15 protein-coding genes are annotated in these 15,618 nt (G+C 63.6%); 6 read left to right on the forward strand and 9 right to left on the reverse strand.

All coding sequences use genetic code 11. The features are described 5' to 3' along the window. Positions 1 to 99 precede the first annotated feature (99 nt). Positions 100 to 1,482, forward strand: a complete 1,383-nt coding sequence (locus JOE62_RS02760; protein WP_204720138.1) for an FAD-dependent oxidoreductase — start codon at positions 100 to 102, stop codon at positions 1,480 to 1,482. On the opposite strand, the gene JOE62_RS02765 is transcribed toward JOE62_RS02760, so the two are convergent. Both JOE62_RS02765 and JOE62_RS02770 read right to left on the reverse strand, forming a co-directional pair. After that, positions 1,474 to 2,145 (reverse strand): NADPH-dependent F420 reductase, encoded by a 672-nt coding sequence (locus JOE62_RS02765; protein WP_204720140.1) that lies wholly within the window; start codon positions 2,143 to 2,145, stop codon positions 1,474 to 1,476. The two genes, JOE62_RS02760 and JOE62_RS02765, sit on opposite strands and share 9 nt — an antisense overlap. A 16-nt stretch (positions 2,146 to 2,161) precedes the next feature. Continuing rightward, the gene (locus tag JOE62_RS02770) at positions 2,162 to 3,205 is read right to left on the reverse strand and encodes an LLM class flavin-dependent oxidoreductase (RefSeq protein WP_204720142.1); all 1,044 of its coding nucleotides are present in this window, start codon (positions 3,203 to 3,205) and stop codon (positions 2,162 to 2,164) included. Positions 3,206 to 3,414: 209 nt separating this feature from the next. Here JOE62_RS02770 and JOE62_RS02775 point away from each other — a divergent pair, with 209 nt between their 5' ends. After that, positions 3,415 to 4,035, forward strand: coding sequence for a GerMN domain-containing protein (locus tag JOE62_RS02775; RefSeq protein WP_239543155.1), 621 nt, complete (start codon positions 3,415 to 3,417; stop codon positions 4,033 to 4,035). 65 nt (positions 4,036 to 4,100) lie between these two features. On the opposite strand, the gene purL is transcribed toward JOE62_RS02775, so the two are convergent. From purL to purS, 3 genes are read right to left on the reverse strand one after another with little or no spacing between them, the layout of a single operon-like run. Beyond that, entirely contained in the window at positions 4,101 to 6,416 is a 2,316-nt protein-coding gene (gene purL, locus JOE62_RS02780; protein ID WP_204720144.1) for a phosphoribosylformylglycinamidine synthase subunit PurL, read from the reverse strand. Beyond that, positions 6,413 to 7,165, reverse strand: a complete 753-nt coding sequence (gene purQ / locus JOE62_RS02785; protein WP_204720146.1) for a phosphoribosylformylglycinamidine synthase subunit PurQ — start codon at positions 7,163 to 7,165, stop codon at positions 6,413 to 6,415. Before purQ ends, purL begins: the two co-directional genes overlap by 4 nt. Beyond that, a complete protein-coding gene (gene purS, locus JOE62_RS02790) occupies positions 7,165 to 7,416 on the reverse strand; it encodes a phosphoribosylformylglycinamidine synthase subunit PurS (protein WP_038991933.1) in 252 nt (83 codons plus the stop codon). Before purS ends, purQ begins: the two co-directional genes overlap by 1 nt. Positions 7,417 to 7,636: 220 nt before the next feature. Between purS and JOE62_RS02795 the strand changes: the two genes are divergently transcribed. Beyond that, positions 7,637 to 8,047 carry a YchJ family metal-binding protein gene (locus JOE62_RS02795; RefSeq protein ID WP_204720148.1) on the forward strand — a complete coding sequence of 137 codons (411 nt, stop codon included), beginning with the start codon at positions 7,637 to 7,639 and terminating at the stop codon, positions 8,045 to 8,047. 18 nt (positions 8,048 to 8,065) lie between these two features. On the opposite strand, the gene JOE62_RS02800 is transcribed toward JOE62_RS02795, so the two are convergent. Continuing rightward, entirely contained in the window at positions 8,066 to 9,058 is a 993-nt protein-coding gene (locus tag JOE62_RS02800; RefSeq protein WP_204720150.1) for an ankyrin repeat domain-containing protein, read from the reverse strand. A 179-nt stretch (positions 9,059 to 9,237) separates the two neighbouring features. Here JOE62_RS02800 and rlmC point away from each other — a divergent pair, with 179 nt between their 5' ends. After that, positions 9,238 to 10,368, forward strand: coding sequence for a 23S rRNA (uracil(747)-C(5))-methyltransferase RlmC (gene rlmC, locus JOE62_RS02805; protein ID WP_204720152.1), 1,131 nt, complete (start codon positions 9,238 to 9,240; stop codon positions 10,366 to 10,368). Here the strand turns inward: rlmC and JOE62_RS02810 are convergent. Genes JOE62_RS02810 through JOE62_RS02820 form a run of 3 tightly spaced genes read right to left on the reverse strand, consistent with a single transcriptional unit; the run spans position 10,365 to position 13,353 of the window. Beyond that, entirely contained in the window at positions 10,365 to 11,942 is a 1,578-nt protein-coding gene (locus JOE62_RS02810) for a cation:proton antiporter (RefSeq protein ID WP_204720154.1), read from the reverse strand. The genes rlmC and JOE62_RS02810 overlap by 4 nt on opposite strands. A gap of 47 nt (positions 11,943 to 11,989) precedes the next feature. Then, entirely contained in the window at positions 11,990 to 12,421 is a 432-nt protein-coding gene (locus tag JOE62_RS02815) for a hypothetical protein (RefSeq protein ID WP_204720156.1), read from the reverse strand. A 32-nt stretch (positions 12,422 to 12,453) separates the two neighbouring features. Then, positions 12,454 to 13,353 (reverse strand): 3-methyladenine DNA glycosylase, encoded by a 900-nt coding sequence (locus JOE62_RS02820; RefSeq protein ID WP_204720158.1) that lies wholly within the window; start codon positions 13,351 to 13,353, stop codon positions 12,454 to 12,456. Positions 13,354 to 13,431: 78 nt separating this feature from the next. On the opposite strand from JOE62_RS02820, the gene JOE62_RS02825 reads away from it, so the two are divergent. Together JOE62_RS02825 and JOE62_RS02830 are read left to right on the forward strand one after the other, a co-directional pair. Further along, positions 13,432 to 13,989, forward strand: a complete 558-nt coding sequence (locus tag JOE62_RS02825) for a DinB family protein (RefSeq protein ID WP_204720160.1) — start codon at positions 13,432 to 13,434, stop codon at positions 13,987 to 13,989. A gap of 151 nt (positions 13,990 to 14,140) precedes the next feature. Next, positions 14,141 to 15,490, forward strand: coding sequence for a TIGR01777 family oxidoreductase (locus tag JOE62_RS02830; RefSeq protein ID WP_204720162.1), 1,350 nt, complete (start codon positions 14,141 to 14,143; stop codon positions 15,488 to 15,490). Positions 15,491 to 15,618 lie beyond the last annotated feature (128 nt).

A 15,618-nucleotide genomic window follows, 5' to 3' on the forward strand; every position in this document is an offset into this window, starting at 1 on the left:
TGTTCTTGTACTAGAGAAGGCCCGCTAAGGGTTGACGGAAGCGGCTTGCAGGAACAAGACTCGTGCTGGAATGAAGGAGCCAGCAGCGAGGGGTTGATCATGGATTCAGCAAGCTCGGACGGAGAGCTCGATGCGATAATCATCGGGTGGGGCAAGGGCGGCAAGACCTTGGCAGGTACCCTGGCCCGGGCCGGCCAGCGGGTGGCAATCATCGAGCAGTCATCCCAGATGTATGGCGGCACCTGCATCAATATCGGTTGCGTCCCCACCAAGGCGCTGATCCATGATGCCGAAAACCGGGATGGCAGCGGATATGACCAGAAGATTTTCGATGCGGCAGTCGATCGCCGGGACAAACTCACCGCCAAGATGCGCGCCAAGAACTTCGCCATGCTCGACGACCTGGACTCGGTGCTGGTGGTCAACGGCACGGCGGCATTCACCGCGCCGAAGCGCATCAAGGTCAATGCCGGTTCAGAAGAGCTGGAACTGAGCGCAGAAACGATCATCGTCAACACCGGTGCCCTTCCGGCGGTCCCGGAAATCGACGGCGCGCAGATTGGCGGGCGGGTGCATGATTCCACCACCATCCAGCACGCCCCGTTGCCCAAGACCCTGGCCGTGGTGGGCGGCGGATATGTCGGCATCGAGTTCGCGTCGATGTTCGCCCAGTTCGGATCAAAGGTCACGGTGCTGGATCGCGGAAGCCGTGCACTGTCCAAGGAAGATGCGGATGTGGCTGCCGAGGTCCAGGGGTGCTTGGAAGATGCGGGAGCCGAGATCATCAGCTCGGCCTCGGTGCACTCGATCGGCCAGGACGAGCACAATGCCACCGTCAGCTATGAACGCGAGGGCGAGGTGCATCGGTTGCAGGTGGATGCGGTGCTGATCGCCCTGGGGCGTGTGCCGAATACTGCCGGCCTGGGCCTGGAAGCGGCCGGGGTCCAAACGGGTTCCCGCGGGGAAATCGTGGTGGACGAGTTCCTGGCCACCAGTGCCCCGGGCATCTATGCCGTGGGCGATGCCAACGGCGGCCCGCAGTTCACTTACATTTCCCTCGATGACTACCGGGTGCTGGCCAGCCGGCTGCTGGGCGATGGATCACACAGCACCAAGGACCGGGTAGCCGTTCCGTACACCATCTTCACCACCCCGCCGCTGGCACGCGTCGGCTTGAGCGAAAAGCAGGCGGCGCAGCAAGGGCTGGACACCAGGATCGCAGTGAAGAAAGTTGCGGAGATTGCGGCAATGCCGCGCCCCAAGATCGTTGGTGATCCGCGGGGAATCATCAAGTTCGTCATCGATGCGCGCAGCGATGAGATCCTCGGCGCGGCGTTGATGCATGTGGACTCCCAGGAGGTCATCAACCTGGTGGCACTGGCCATGCGACAGCGCATGGGCGCTGCCGAACTGCGCGACCAGATCTTCACCCACCCCTCGTCCACCGAAGCCCTGAACGAGGTGCTCGGGCAGCTAGGCTGAGGCCTGGATTTGTGCGGAGCTGATCAGCTCGGCGAGCTCGGCCAGCGGCTTGTTCGCACCGAAGGCAGGCTGGCCAGGCTGCAGGCGCAAGCCTTCGTCCAGGGAACCGATGGGCAGCGGGTCGAAGCCGAACTCGTCAACAATCCGTGCCACCTGCTCAACGTCTTCGGACAGATCCCCGGCCACCGCTATGGCCTTGCGGCGCTCGGCGCCGGACGGACGGGCCTCGTCCTCCAGGTCGTGGTAGCCCATGTGGTTGAAGGCCTTGACGATCCGCGAGGCTGGCAGGAAGTCCTGGACCAGGGTGCTGGTGGAGACCTCCGGATCGTTCAGGTCCTCGCGGATGCCGTCGGTTTCCCACCAGTAGTTCATCGCATCGATCACCAGCTTGCCCTGAAGCTCGGCAAGCGGAAGGTTCCGGTATTTGCCCAGCGGCAGGGCAAGGATGGCGATATCGGCGTCCCGTGCGGCGGTTTCCGGGTCCACGGCCACCGCTCCGGGAGTGAGGATCTCGATGGTCAGGGCAATGGGGCCGGGGTCGCCGGAGCCGGCGATGAGCACCTTGTAGCCGGCTTGCACCGCGCGGCGGGCAAGGACCGTGCCGATCTTCCCGGCACCGAGGATGCCGATGGTCTGCTGAGCCATTTTCTCTCCTTCAGGCATGTTCGCGAATCCGTTCCTAGCTCTGGGCGAGCATGTCGCGCACCAGCGGGATGACCTTCTCGCCGTAGAGCTCCACGGCACGCAGGCGGGCGCCGGCTTGCACCGCGCCGCCGGAGTAGATCAAATCGAAACGGCCGATATCCAGAGACTTGATGGTCTTGGCGATCTTGCGCGCAACGGTTTCCGGCGAGCCGACATACAGTGAGCCTTCGCTGATCTCATGCTCGAATTCTCCGCGGCTCATCGGGCTCCAGCCGCGGCTGGAGCCGATGCGGTCGCGCTGCTCCTTGTAGGCGTCGAACATGTGCTCGCGGGCCAGCTCGTCGGTTTCTGCCACGAAGCCGGGGGAGTGCAGGCCCACTGGCAGGGTTTCGTGGCCGAACTGGTCGTTGGCCCGGCGGTACAGGTCGATGTAGGGGGCGAAGCGCTCGGGCGAGCCGCCGATCACCGCGAGCATCATGCGGAATCCGTAGTGCGCGGTGCGGATGACCGACTGCGGGGAGCCGCCTACGCCCACCCAGGTGTTCAAGCGGCCTGACTCGGTCTTCGGGAAGACATCCATGTCCACCAGCGCCGCACGCTTGGTGCCCTGCCAAGTGACGGGCTTCTCGTCGAGCAGCTTGTGGAACAGGTCGATCTTCTCGTCGAAGAGCAGATCGTAGTCGGCCATGTCGTAGCCGAACAACGGGAATGATTCGGTGAAAGAGCCTCGGCCCAGCATGACCTCGGCACGGCCGTTGGATAGCGCATCCACGGTAGCGAAGCGCTGGAAGACGCGGACCGGATCATCTGAGGACAGCACGGTCACGCCGGATCCGAGGCGGATCCGCTCGGTCGCCGTGGCAATGCCGGCCAGTACCGTTTCGGGGCTGGAGATGGCGTATTCCGGGCGGTGGTGCTCGCCTACGGCGATCACGTCCACGCCTGCCTGGTCGGCAACGATGGCCTCCTGGACGGTGGCGCGGATACCCTGCGCGTGAGTTGCCAGCTTGCCCGTTTTGTCGCTGGGCACGTCGCCGAAGGTGTCAAGGCCGAATTCGATAGTCTCGCTGGCGGTCATTGCCTATTCCCCATTTCAAATACTTGGTTGATGCATCAATTATCACTCAATGTCATTGACGTGTCTACCACTTTAGTTCGGCCTTCTCCAGCTGATTCATTGGGGGCTGCAAAGGAGCCAAACTGCAACGGATTCGTGCTGGATTGGGTTCACCGCGCATGGCTACGGTAGGAAAACCATTCGTTCGAGTCTGGCGAGGAGGAATCACCATGCGTATTCAACGACCCTCTCCAGCGCCACTGGCGCTCGTTCTTGCGGTGCTCATGCTCGCTGCCGGCTGCAGCCAAGGCCCCGGTGGCGAGACGGCCGAAAGCCCGGCGCCGCCAACCAGCGCTGGCGCCGAAACCTCGGCGTCGCCAACTAGCCCTGCCGCATCGACACCGGCGCAGAGCACGGAGCCGGCGGCAAGCGTCGCGGAGCCAACTACAGCGGCCCTGACGCTGTTCTATGTTGCCGTGGGCGATGAAGGGAAGTCGGGGCCGCAGATCGGCTGCGGCGACTCGCTGGTCGCGACCGAAACGGGGCCAGAGGAATTCACCAGCCAAATTGAGGCCTCGATTGACGCGCTTCTCGATGATGAGGAGGAAATGCTCGGAGAATCCGGGCTGCGCAACGCGTTGGCCGGCTCCGATCTCGACTACGTTTCATCGGCAGTGGATGGCGATGTGGTGACCGTCGAATTGAGCGGAACCGTGAGCTCCGGCGGCACTTGCGATGATCCGCGCATTATCGGACAGCTCCAGTACACCGCGATGACCGCGGCCGGTACCGGCGAGGCCCGGATCCTTGTTGGCGGAAAAGAGCTCGAAGAAGTGCTCAGTGCCAAATAGTCAGCCTAGGCAAAACGGCGGCCCTCCTCAATGAGGAGGGCCGCCGTTGACAGGTTGGCTGGAGCCTAGCCGAAGTACTTCTTCATGGTGCCTTCGGATGCTTCGCGCAGCTCGTCCACCGATACGGTGAACTCGCCCTGGATTTCCAGGGCGCCGGACTGCGCATCGACAATGCCCAGGCGGGCCACGGTGACGCCGCGGGCGCTGGTCATGTCGTTGAAGCGGACCTCTTCGCTGCGTGGAACCGCAACCAGGGCGCGGGCCTGGGACTCGGAGAACAGTGCGGTGAAGGAATCAAGCCCGTCACGCTGCTTGATCTCGTCCAGGGCCACGCGGGCGCCGACGCCGTAGCGCAGGACCATCTCGGACAGCGCGGCAACCAGGCCGCCCTCGGACAGGTCGTGCGCCGCGTCGATCATGCCGTCGCGGCTGGCGTTGATCAGGATCTCGCCCAGTTCCTTTTCGGCTGCCAAATCGACCTTCGGCGGCAGGCCGCCGAGGTGGCCGCGCAGGTTCGCGTACTCCGAGCCGTCCAGCTCATCGGCTGTGGTGCCGATCAGGTAGATGGCCTGGCCGTCGGCCTCTTCTCGCCAGCCCGATGGGGTGCGGCGGGCGACGTCATCCAGCTTGCCCAGGGTCGCAACCACCGGGGTCGGGTGGATGGCCTTGTTGCCGGTCTGGTTGTACAGCGAGACGTTGCCGCCGGTGACCGGGACGCCCAGCTCCATGCAGGCGTCCGACAGGCCGCGGATGCCCTCGGCCAGCTGCCACATGACATCCGGGTCCTCGGGGGAGCCGTAGTTCAGGCAGTCGGAGACGGCCGCAGGCACGGCGCCGGAGGTAGCGACGTTGCGGTAGGACTCGGCCAGCGCCAGCTGCGCGCCGGCGTACGGATCCAGGTAGGTGTAGCGGCCGTTGGCATCGGTGGCGATGGCCACGCCGAGTCCGGTGGACTCGTCGATGCGGACCACTCCGGCATCATCCGGGGCGGCCAGCGCGGTGTTGCCGCCGACGTAGCGGTCGTACTGGCTGGTGATCCAGGACTTGTCGCACAGGTTCGGGCTGGCGATCAGCTCCAGGGTGGCGGCCTTCAGCTCCTCGCCGGTGGCCGGCAGGTTGGCGCCGGCTGCCGAGGACTTGAAGGTGTCGGCCTGCAGCGCGTCCTGCCACTGGGGGCGGGCGTACGGGCGGTCGTAGACCGGGCCGTCGTGGGCGACGGTCTTCGGGTCCACGTCGACGATGACTTCGCCGTCCCAGGTGATGATCAGCCGGTCGGTGTCGGTCACCTCGCCCAGCCAGGAGTACTCCACGTTCCACTTGGCCATGACTGCCTCGAATGCCTCGACGTTCTCTGGGGTCACTACGGCCATCATGCGTTCCTGGGACTCCGACATCAGGATTTCGCCCGGGGTCAGGGTGGAGTCGCGCAGCAGCACGTTGGTCAGCTCGACCTGCATGCCGCCTTCGCCGTTGGAAGCCAGTTCGGAAGTGGCGCAGGAGATGCCCGCGGCACCCAGGTCCTGGATGCCCTCGACCAGCGAAGCCTTGAACAGCTCCAGGCAGCACTCGATGAGCACCTTCTCGGCGAACGGGTCGCCGACCTGCACGGCCGGCCGCTTGGATGGCTTGGTGTCGTCGAAGGACTCGGAGGCCAGCACGGAGGCGCCGCCGATGCCGTCGCCGCCGGTGCGCGCACCGAAGAGCACCACCTTGTTGCCCACGCCCGAGGCGTTGGCCAGGCGCAGGTCCTCGTGGCGCAGCGCGCCGACTGCCAGCGCGTTGACCAGCGGGTTGCCCTGGTAGATCGGGTCGAATACGGTTTCGCCGCCGATGTTCGGCAGGCCCAGCGAGTTGCCGTAGCCGCCGATGCCGGAGACCACGCCGTGCACCACGCGCTGCGAGTCCTCGTGGTCGATCGCGCCGAAGCGCAGCGGATCCATCACTGCGATCGGGCGGGCACCCATGGAGATGATGTCGCGCACGATGCCGCCGATGCCGGTGGCAGCCCCCTGGTAGGGCTCCACGTAGGACGGGGAGTTGTGCGATTCGATCTTGAAGGTCACGGCCCAGCCGTCGCCCAGGTCGGTGACACCGGCGTTCTCGCCCATGCCGACCATCAGGTCCTTCTTCATCTCCTCGGTGACCTTCTGCCCGAACTGGCGCAGGTGGTTCTTGGTGGACTTGTAGGAGCAGTGCTCGGACCACATGACCGAGTACATGGCCAATTCAGCGGCGGTCGGACGGCGGCCGAGGATCTTGACGATCTCGGCGAACTCGTTGTCCTTCAGGCCCAGCTCTGCCCAGGGCAGTTCCACGTCCGGGGTGCCCGCTGCGTTATCGACGGTGTCGATATTGAATTCCTTAGTGGCTTCCTGGCTCACTTTTTGCCTCCAACAAGGTGGGTCAGAACACTGGTGAAGAATGCCAGCCCGTCGGTGCCGCGGTGATCCGGGCCGAAGCCGGCTTCGATGGCATGCTCCGGGTGCGGCATCAGGCCGACAACGTTGCCCGCCTTGTTGCTCACGCCGGCGATCGAGCGGCGCGAGCCGTTCGGGTTCCAGCCCACGTAGGAGAACGCGATGCGGTTCTCGGCTTCGAGCTCGTTCAGCACCTTCTCGTCAGCGACGTACTGGCCGTCCTGGTTCTTCAGCACGATGGTGATCTCCTGGCCCGCTTCGAACCCGTTGGTCCACGCGGTCTGGTTGTTCTCCACGCGCAGCAGCTGGTCGCGGCAGATGAACTTCAGGTGATCGTTCTTGATCATCGAACCGGGCAGCAGGTGCGACTCGGTGAGGATCTGGAAACCGTTGCAGATGCCCAGCACGGGCAGCTTGGCATCGGAGTTCGCGGCATCGGCGATCTTCGCCATCATCGGTGCGAAGCGGGAGATCGCGCCGGCACGCAGGTAGTCGCCGTAGGAGAAGCCGCCGGGGATCACCACGGCGTCGACGTCCTGCAGGTCGGTGTCGGCGTGCCACAGGGACACGGCTTCGGCACCGGCGGCGCGCACTGCGCGCGCGGCGTCGCGGTCATCGAGGGTGCCCGGGAAGGTCACCACGCCGATGCGCGCTCCGGAAATTTCGGTGCTTGGCGTTGAATAGTCGCCAATCAGGGGAAGTTCGGCGCTCATTAGTCTTCGACTACCTCGACGTTGACGACATCTTCGATCACCGGGTTGGACAGCAGGGTTTCTGCTGCCTCGCGAGCCTGTGCGAGGATTTCTTCGGTCACCTCGCCGTCCACTGACAGTTCAAAGCGCTTGCCCTGGCGGACAGCTTCGAAGGAGGTGAAGCCTAGGCGGGGAAGCGCTCCCGCAATGGCCTTGCCCTGTGGGTCAAGGATTTCTGGCTTGAGCATGACATCTACAACGATGCGGGGCATCCGGCATATCTCCTGTTGGCGAGGTTAAGTTAAATGCCACACGGAGATGCCGTCTCACACCAGGGGGATTTGGCGCTCCGCGAGCTTGCCCTCATAGTCTACCCGTGAATGTGATAGGGAAAACGTGCCTGTGTGCGATAGCACCGATATCTAGCGGTTTAAGTCATGTGATCTTTGGCTCACGGGATTCCGGGCAGCGCTTGGCGCGTATGCTGAAACTGTGAAAAATGCTAGTCAAGCGGTCTGCGCCTGCCGTGTTCTGGACGCCTCAAAACTGTCCTACGAAAACTGCTGCAAACCGTTGCATGACGGACGGGAAGATGGTTCGGTGCTGCCTGAGACCGCAGAGCAGCTGATGCGCTCGCGCTACAGCGCCTTCGTGCTCGGCTTGGAACGGTATTTGCTGGCGACCTGGCATGAGAGCACCAGGCCCAAGGAGCTGGAATTGGATGCGCAGCTGCGCTGGAGGGGTTTGGAGATCATTTCAACCCGCGCCGGCGGTGCAACAGCCTCCCGCGGGGTGGTGGAATTCGCCGCGCACTACCTCGATGGACGGCATGAAGCGCAGCAGCATGAGGTGAGCACCTTCGTGAAGCAGGACGGGGCCTGGTACTACCTCGACGCGCTCTAGGATCGGGGGTTCTGCCGCTCAGCGATTCGCCGCGGCCTGCAGCATCGTCAGCATCTGGGTTTGCTGGCGTTCACGCGCCAGCTTGAACGCGTCGGAACCGGAATGGTCCTCCAGGTGAGGGTTGGCCCCGTGGGTAATCAGCAAGCGCGCGATAGTGATGGCGTTGGTGGTGCCTTGGCCCAGGACAATGGTTTCGTGCAGGGCAGTCCAGCCCAGGTCATTGACCTGGTCGACAGGGATCCCGGTGCGCAGCAGGTGGCGTACTGCCTGGACCTGGCCATTCTCGCTTGCGACTGCCAGCGCGGTGCCGCCCATGCGATTGACCGAGGCGAGGTCCGCTCCGCCGTCAATGAGCATCTTGAGCGTTTCAACCTGGCCATTAGCGCTGGCACGCAGGAACGGAGTCTCGTAAAAGTCGTCCTTCTTATTGGGATCCGAACCGGCCTTGAACAGTTCCTTGGCAATGGCATGGTTCTTGTTGATGACAGCACGCATCAACGCGGTGCGACCGGACTGGTCTTGCGCATCAACGTCGGCACCCTTCTTCAATGCCGCCTTGACGTCCTTCAGCTTGCCCGCGTTCACCGCAGCGAAGAGCTGGGTAGTGGACTTGGGCATGCCGGCCGATGCGCTGGGAAGGGCCTTGATGGACGCGCCGGTGTTGGCACCTGAAGCCAGCGGCGAGAGCGTTGTCTCGGAGCTTTCCGGGGTGGCAGCCGGGCTGCTGTTCCGCTGGGCCGTATTGCCCGGCGTCGTGGTCGGTGCGGTGGTGCCGCTTTGCGTGGAAGACGGAGCCGGGAGGCTGGAGCCGGATGCGGCCTTGCCCGGGGTAGGCGTGGAAGCCTGGGCTGAAGCGCTGGAAGCAGGGGCGGAAGCCGGGTTGGAAGCAACTTCTTGGGTCTGGGGCGAGGAAGCGGAACAGCTGGAGCATGCGCCCATGATCGCGGCCAGCGGTAGCGCCAGCAATGCCAATCCACGGCGGTTCGTGGTGGGACCGGTATGAAGTGCCATCTGTCCTTTCGCGGTTCAACAACCCATCCCGGAATGGTTTTCGCACCATCCAGGGACTCTGCTCAGTAACTTTTGATCACTTGCGAGCTTAGCGGCCAAAGCTGAAAATTTGCGGTCAATCGGCGTCGAGATTGCTCTGTGCCCGGCCCCTGCCGATCTTCGCTAAAATCATTAGCACCATGGAATGCCTTTACTTTTCTGCCTCCCGTTGCCGCTCGTGCACCTTGATGACGGTGCCCTACGCCCGGCAACTGCAATCAAAAGTCGAGGATTGCCAGCAGCTGCTCTCCGGCTTCCAGTCCCTGGAATTCCTTCCGCCCCAGGCCAGCAACGAGCAGGGTTTCCGCAACAAGGCCAAGATGGTCATTTCCGGGACCACCGCGCGGCCGACCATCGGGATCCTGGATGCCGACGGCCACGGCGTCGATCTGCGCAACTGCGGTGTCATCGCCGCGCCGTTGCGTGCGGTGTTCCCGGTCATCGAGCAGTTCATCCATGATCTGAAGCTCATTCCCTACGATGTTCCCAAGCGCAAGGGCGAACTGAAGCATGTGATTCTCACCCTGTCGGATACCGGGGCGGTGATGGTCCGCTGGGTGCTGCGCACCAAGAAGCATTTTGTCGCGCTGAGAGATTCGCTGCCGCAGTTCCTCGAGCAGCTTCCGCGCCACAGCGTGGTGTCGGTGAACTTCCTGCCCGAGCACAAGGCGGTGCTGGAAGGCGAAGAGGAAATCATCCTGACCCGCCGCAGCACCTTGGAATTCGGGTTGAATGGTGTCCCGATGCACCTGCGTCCCCAGGGTTTCTTCCAGACCAATAGCGAGATCGCCGCCGCGTTGTACCGCCAGGCCCGCCAGTGGATCAACGATGCCAATCCGGAAAGCGTGTGGGACCTGTACAGCGGGGTGGGCGGTTTCGCGCTGCACTGCGCCGCGGAAGACCGCACCGTGTACGGGATCGAGACCAGCGCGGAAGCTGTCGAAGCGGCCAAGACCAGCGCGAAAGCCATGGAACTGGAAGACATCCACTTCAAGGCCCAGGACGCCACCGAATTCGCGCTGAATGCCGGTTGGGCGCCGGACGCGGTCATCGTGAATCCGCCGCGCCGCGGCATTTCCGCGCAGCTGGCGGCGTGGCTGAACGAGTCGGATGTCCAGCACGTCATCTACTCCAGCTGCAACGCGAAGTCGCTGGCCAGGGACCTGGAGCGGCTGGATAACTACACCCCGCAGCTGGCCCGCGTGATGGACATGTTCCCGCAGACCAGCCACTACGAGGTCATCGTGAAGCTGGAGCGCAAGGCCGCCTAGCGATCCAGGGTTGCGGTGCGCCGGTCAAGGCGCCCGACAATCTCATCAACAAGGTGCGGGTCGATATTCGGTTCGCGGCGGGCCTTGAGCAGCTCGTCGCGGGCGGCTTCCAGCGCGATGGCCTGGATTGAATCCGCCTTGGCGATCACCGCACGGATCTGCGTGTACTTCTCGTCCGAGATCGCATCATGCGGATCCGGGTCCTTGGCCAGAATGGTGTGCAGCGAGTTCATGCGCCGGCGCACCGCCTGCTGGTAGTTCTCCGGCAGCTCTTCCAGCTCGACGTTCTTGCGCAGCGCCGACAAGGCGACGGCTTCGGCACGGCGGGCCAGGGCGCGGCGGGCGCGCTTGGTGTCCTGCTCGTTATTGCGCAGCTTCAGCACGCGCATCAGCGCCGGCAGGGTCAGGCCCGGCAGTACCAGCGTGCACAGCAAGACAGAGCAGGCGGCCACCACCACGAAGTTGCGGCCCTCGATGGCAGTGCCATCGGCCGTGACCTTGGGCAGCGCCAGTGCCAGGGCCAGTGTTGCCAGGCCGCGCATGCCGCACCAGGTGAGCACCAGCGCGTCCTTGCGTGCAGGAATCGCGGGCTTGGCGCGGTTGGGCAGGTAGTAGGTTCCCAGCATCCACAGCGCACGCACGGCGATGACCACGAAGCAGATCGCGGCAATGCCTGGGATGAAACCGATCAGGTTGCTGCCTTCCTCCTGGATCACCTGGTTCATCTCGATGCCCATCAAGCCGAAGGCCAAGCCGGTGGCCAGCAGCTCGAGCACTTCCCAGAAGGACTGCCGGGTCAGGCGTTCGGCCGAGTCCTGGGGACGGTCGCGGCGTACCATTTCAAGGGCCGTGACCACGACCGCGATGACGCCGGAAATATGCAGCTCCTCGGCAATCATGTAGACCGCATAGGGTGCCACCAAGGTCGCTGCGCAACGTGCCGCCAGGTTGGGAACGAAGCGGTTCAGAGCGCCGATGGCCCAGCCCATGGCCAGGCCCAGGACTACGGCGCCTGCGGCGCCAAGCAGGAATTGCGGAATGATCTCGAGCCCGACCTCCGAGCCATTCAGGGTTGCCTGCACTGCCAGCTGGAAGATCACGATGGCCATGGCGTCGTTGAACAGGCCCTCGGTTTCCAACAGGGAGGTCAGGCGCCGCGGCATCTTCACCTTGGTGGCAATGGCATCCACTGCCACCGGGTCGGGCGGGGCGACAACGGCACCCAGGGCCAGCGCCAGCGGAATGGAAACGATCGGGGAGAAGGCCAGCGCGGTGGCGGCCACCGTGCCTGCTGTCACCACGACCAGCACCACAGCCAGCCTGATCAGGGCCTTCCATCGGAAGCGGAACACCGACCAGCTGCTGCGCTGGGCCGTAGCGAAAAGCAAAGGGGGCAAGAAGATCGGAAGGATCAGTTCCGGCTCGATGTGCATTTCGGGCATGAACGGCAAGAAGCCCGCCAACGTCGCGAAAATCAGCATCAAGATCGGGTAGGGCAATTTAATGCGTTCCCCGACGCCGACAATCAGAATCGTGGCGAATAGCAGTGCGATGATCAGCAGGAAAAACTCCATAGTCTAACTATTCTAGTTTTTCCACGTCCCTAATCGGGATTATTGACTTATCGTTTCACTGGACCGAGGAGAAATGCCGCGGTGTCCCAGCGCTCGATGGCGCAGCCGTTATGCCGCGAGAAACTCGCATCGACCGGATCGCCTTGCAGCGTTCCATTGACTTCGGCCCGCTGCGGCCCGCCATAGATTTCGGTGCAGATCTCGTCCGGACCGGGCTTTCCGGTGATGACGCCGGGTTCAAGCTCGAGCTGCAAGCAGGCCTTGGACGCGTCGGGAAGGGTGCTGGAATCAGCGGATTGCTCGCCAGAGCATTCCAAGGTGTACTGCTGCGAGATTTCGGTGCCGTCATCGCGGATGGTGATTTCCAGTCGGGTGCGCGTTTCATGGCCGCTGCTGACGGCGCAAGAAGCCAGCAAGAGACCCACGGCGCTGGCCGCGATGCCGGCCAGCAGCAGGTGGTTTCCGCGTGCTGCGCCCATGCATCCATGATGCCCCGGCCCTAACCAGAGTTCTAGTCTTCCGGGGAGATTGGCAGGTTGTTGGCGACGTCCAGCAATTGCTTGCGCAGCGCATCGGCGCGCTGCGCAAATTCCTTTTGCAACCGCACATACTCGGCCTTGCCCTCGGGAGTTTCAATCCGGATGGGTTCGTGGCCCCAATCGCCCAAATCATAAGGGGAGGCCTGCATGTCCATGGTGCGGATGTCCCAAGCGAGCGCGAAGCAGTCCATGACCAGTTCGCTGGGTACCGCCGGGGAGAGCTTGTAGGCCCATTTGTACAGGTCCATGTTGGCGTGCAAGCAGCCGGGCTGTTCCAGATCGCGCTGGGTTTCCCTGGTTGGCTGCAGCTCGTTGAGCTCGATGGCCTGGGGTGCGTAGAAGCGGAAGGCATCGAAGTGGGTGCAACGGATCTTGTGGGTTTCCACCACTTCATCGGTTCCCTGCGCGCCCAGGCGCAGCGGAAGGTATTCATGGCGGATGCCGTTTTCCTCCGACTTGTAGGCCATCGCCCACTCGTGGAGGCCGAAGCAGGAGAAATTGCCTGGACGCTGAGAGGTGCCGGCCAGGATGATTCGGGCGAACTCGATGGCGCGTGCGCGCGCCTTGCCGAACGCCGGCGCATCAAATTGGTAGCCCGTGCCGTGGCTGCCCTGGACAACGCGGTAGAACTTCCAGTCGCGGCGTTCTTGGGCGGCCTCTCCGGTGAGAACCACGTCCATTCCGGGATGCCATCGGTAGAGCTGGCCAGGCTTTTGCGTGTAGTAGGTGAACAGGAAATCCTCGATAGGGTGCTTCTTGCCTTTCATGCGCCGATCCACGAAAGGTTCGCCAAAGGCCCGCGCCCGTGCTTCATGCTCGGCGGCATCAGGCATCCACTGCGAGGGTTCCAAAATGGTGGCGGTCAGAGGCATACTTCTAATTATTCAATTCATGGGCCGATGAAACCAGTTTGGTACGCCAACTCACACTTCCTGGAAAAGGGGGACGCGATGCAAGACTTTCCTGTCTGGGAACCGCCCATGGGCGGTACCGAGCAGCAGCATCTGTTCGGGATGCTCGACAGGCTGCGCACCACTTTCCGGTACAAGGCGGACGGGCTGGACATCGGCCAGCTGGCCACGAAGCTGCCCAGCAGCCAGCTGAGCCTGGGCGGATTGCTGCAGCACCTTGCCCTGGTCGAAGACGAGAAATTCACCTACTTCATCGCCGGGCAACGCCCCGAGGTGCTCCTTGAGCTCACAGCCGACGGGCGTGAGCAGTTCGTTGTGGATCTGGACGAAGATCCGGAGGTCCTTTTCCAACGCTACGACCATGCGGTGGCCAAGAGCCGGAAAATCCAGCAGTCGATCATCGAGGAAGGGACGCTGGATGCGGACTCGGGATTGGAATTCGAAGGCAAGCATGCGTCGATACGCAGAATCATCTGCGATCTGATCGAAGAGTACGGCCGGCATGCAGGGCATGCAGATCTCCTGCGGGAAGCCGTTGACGGGAGAGTGGGCGAAGATGCTCCGTGGGATTATCTGCCCGCGTGGTACCGGGAGTAGCGCCTGGAAGGCGGAACTTCCCTTCCTCCGCTGGAGTTTCCAGAGGCCTGGAACCTTGGCGGGCCTTTGAGCCGGTGCCGGTTCAGCGCGACTTATGGAAGAAACCTGAAAGCCCGTGGGGAAAACATGTCCCTGCCCCTACGATTGTGCCATGAACATTGTGCACTCCAGCCAGCTGCCGACATCCGCTCCCGTCGTTTTCGACTGGTTCTCGCAACCCGGTGCCATCCAGCGGCTCCTGCCACCGTGGCTTCCGCTGAAGGTCATCGAGGAAGCGGGCTCGCTGAAGGACGGAACAGCCGTCTTGGGTCTTCCCGGCGGATTGCTGTGGAATGCCAAGCACCAGCCCGATGGCTTCTCGGAGAACCGCAGTTTCGTCGACCAGCTCGAACCGGTTGGGCTGCGCGGCCTTCCTGCACGTGCCGTGCGGTGGCGGCACGAGCATTACTTCGAGCCCGCTGGGCCGCAGTCCACCACTGTGCGCGACTGCATCGAGTCGAATATGCCCGGGCGGCAGATCGAATCGATGCTCGCCTACCGGCACCGCCAGTTGGCGGACGACTTTGCCGCCCACCATCGCGCAGCGCAGTCCGGGCTGAAACCGCAGGTGATCGCCATAACCGGCTCAGGCGGACTGGTCGGCCAGGCCCTCTGCGCCTTCTTGTCCACCGGAGGGCACCGGGTCATCAAGCTCGTGCGGCACGCGCCGAACACGGCTAGCGAACGGCGCTGGGACCCAGCGGACCCCGACGAAGGCCTGCTCGAAGGGTGCGATGCGGTCATCCATCTGGCTGGGGCGAGCATCTTCGGACGATTCAGCCAGGCCCATCGCCAGGCGATCGCCTCCAGCCGGATCGAGCCCACCCGCTCCCTCGCCCTGCTGGCGGCACGTTCAGATGTCCGCACCTTCATCAGCGCCTCGGCCATCGGGTTCTATGGCGCTTCAGCCGGAGCGGACCCGCTGGACGAGTTCGATTCCCCGCCGGCCGGCACCCCGGACTTCCTCTCCGGCGTCGTGCAGCGCTGGGAGCAAGCCGCCGAAGAAGGCGGCGGTTCAATGCGCCGGGTGCAGATCCGCACCGGTGTCGTGCTCAGCCCCAAGGGCGGGATGCTCGCTGTTCTGCGCCCGATATTCTCCGCAGGCCTGGGCGGACCCTTGGGCGGTGGACAGCAGATGCTGTCGTGGATCGGCCTTGATGACCTGCTGGACATCTACCATCGCGCGCTCTGGGATTCGCAATTGGCTGGCCCCGTCAATGCGGTAGCGCCGCAGCCGGTCAGCAACGCCGAATTCACCCGGGTTCTGGCGCGCGCGGTGCACCGGCCCGCAGTAATACCAGTCCCCGGTGCTGCCCCGAAATTGGTGCTTGGCGCCGAAGGGTCGCAACTGCTGGCCATGGCCGATCAGCGGATCGTCCCGCGCAAGCTGCTTGATTCCGGGCATCAATTCCGCAACGAGCGGATAGAGCTCGAACTGGCCCATAGCCTCGGCGCGAGATAGGTGCTGGAACCGCCTGCCACGCTTCGAATGCTCCAGCGCTAGGTAGCTGCAGGCAACCGGGCTCGCCCAGCCGAGTGCAGGCGAATTGGAGATAAGCCAGCCAAAAGATTATCATTAGCTTAGCTAGA

Origin of the sequence: Glutamicibacter nicotianae, assembly GCF_016907615.1 — a bacterium.
Taxonomy (GTDB): Bacteria; Actinomycetota; Actinomycetes; order Actinomycetales; family Micrococcaceae; genus Glutamicibacter; species Glutamicibacter nicotianae.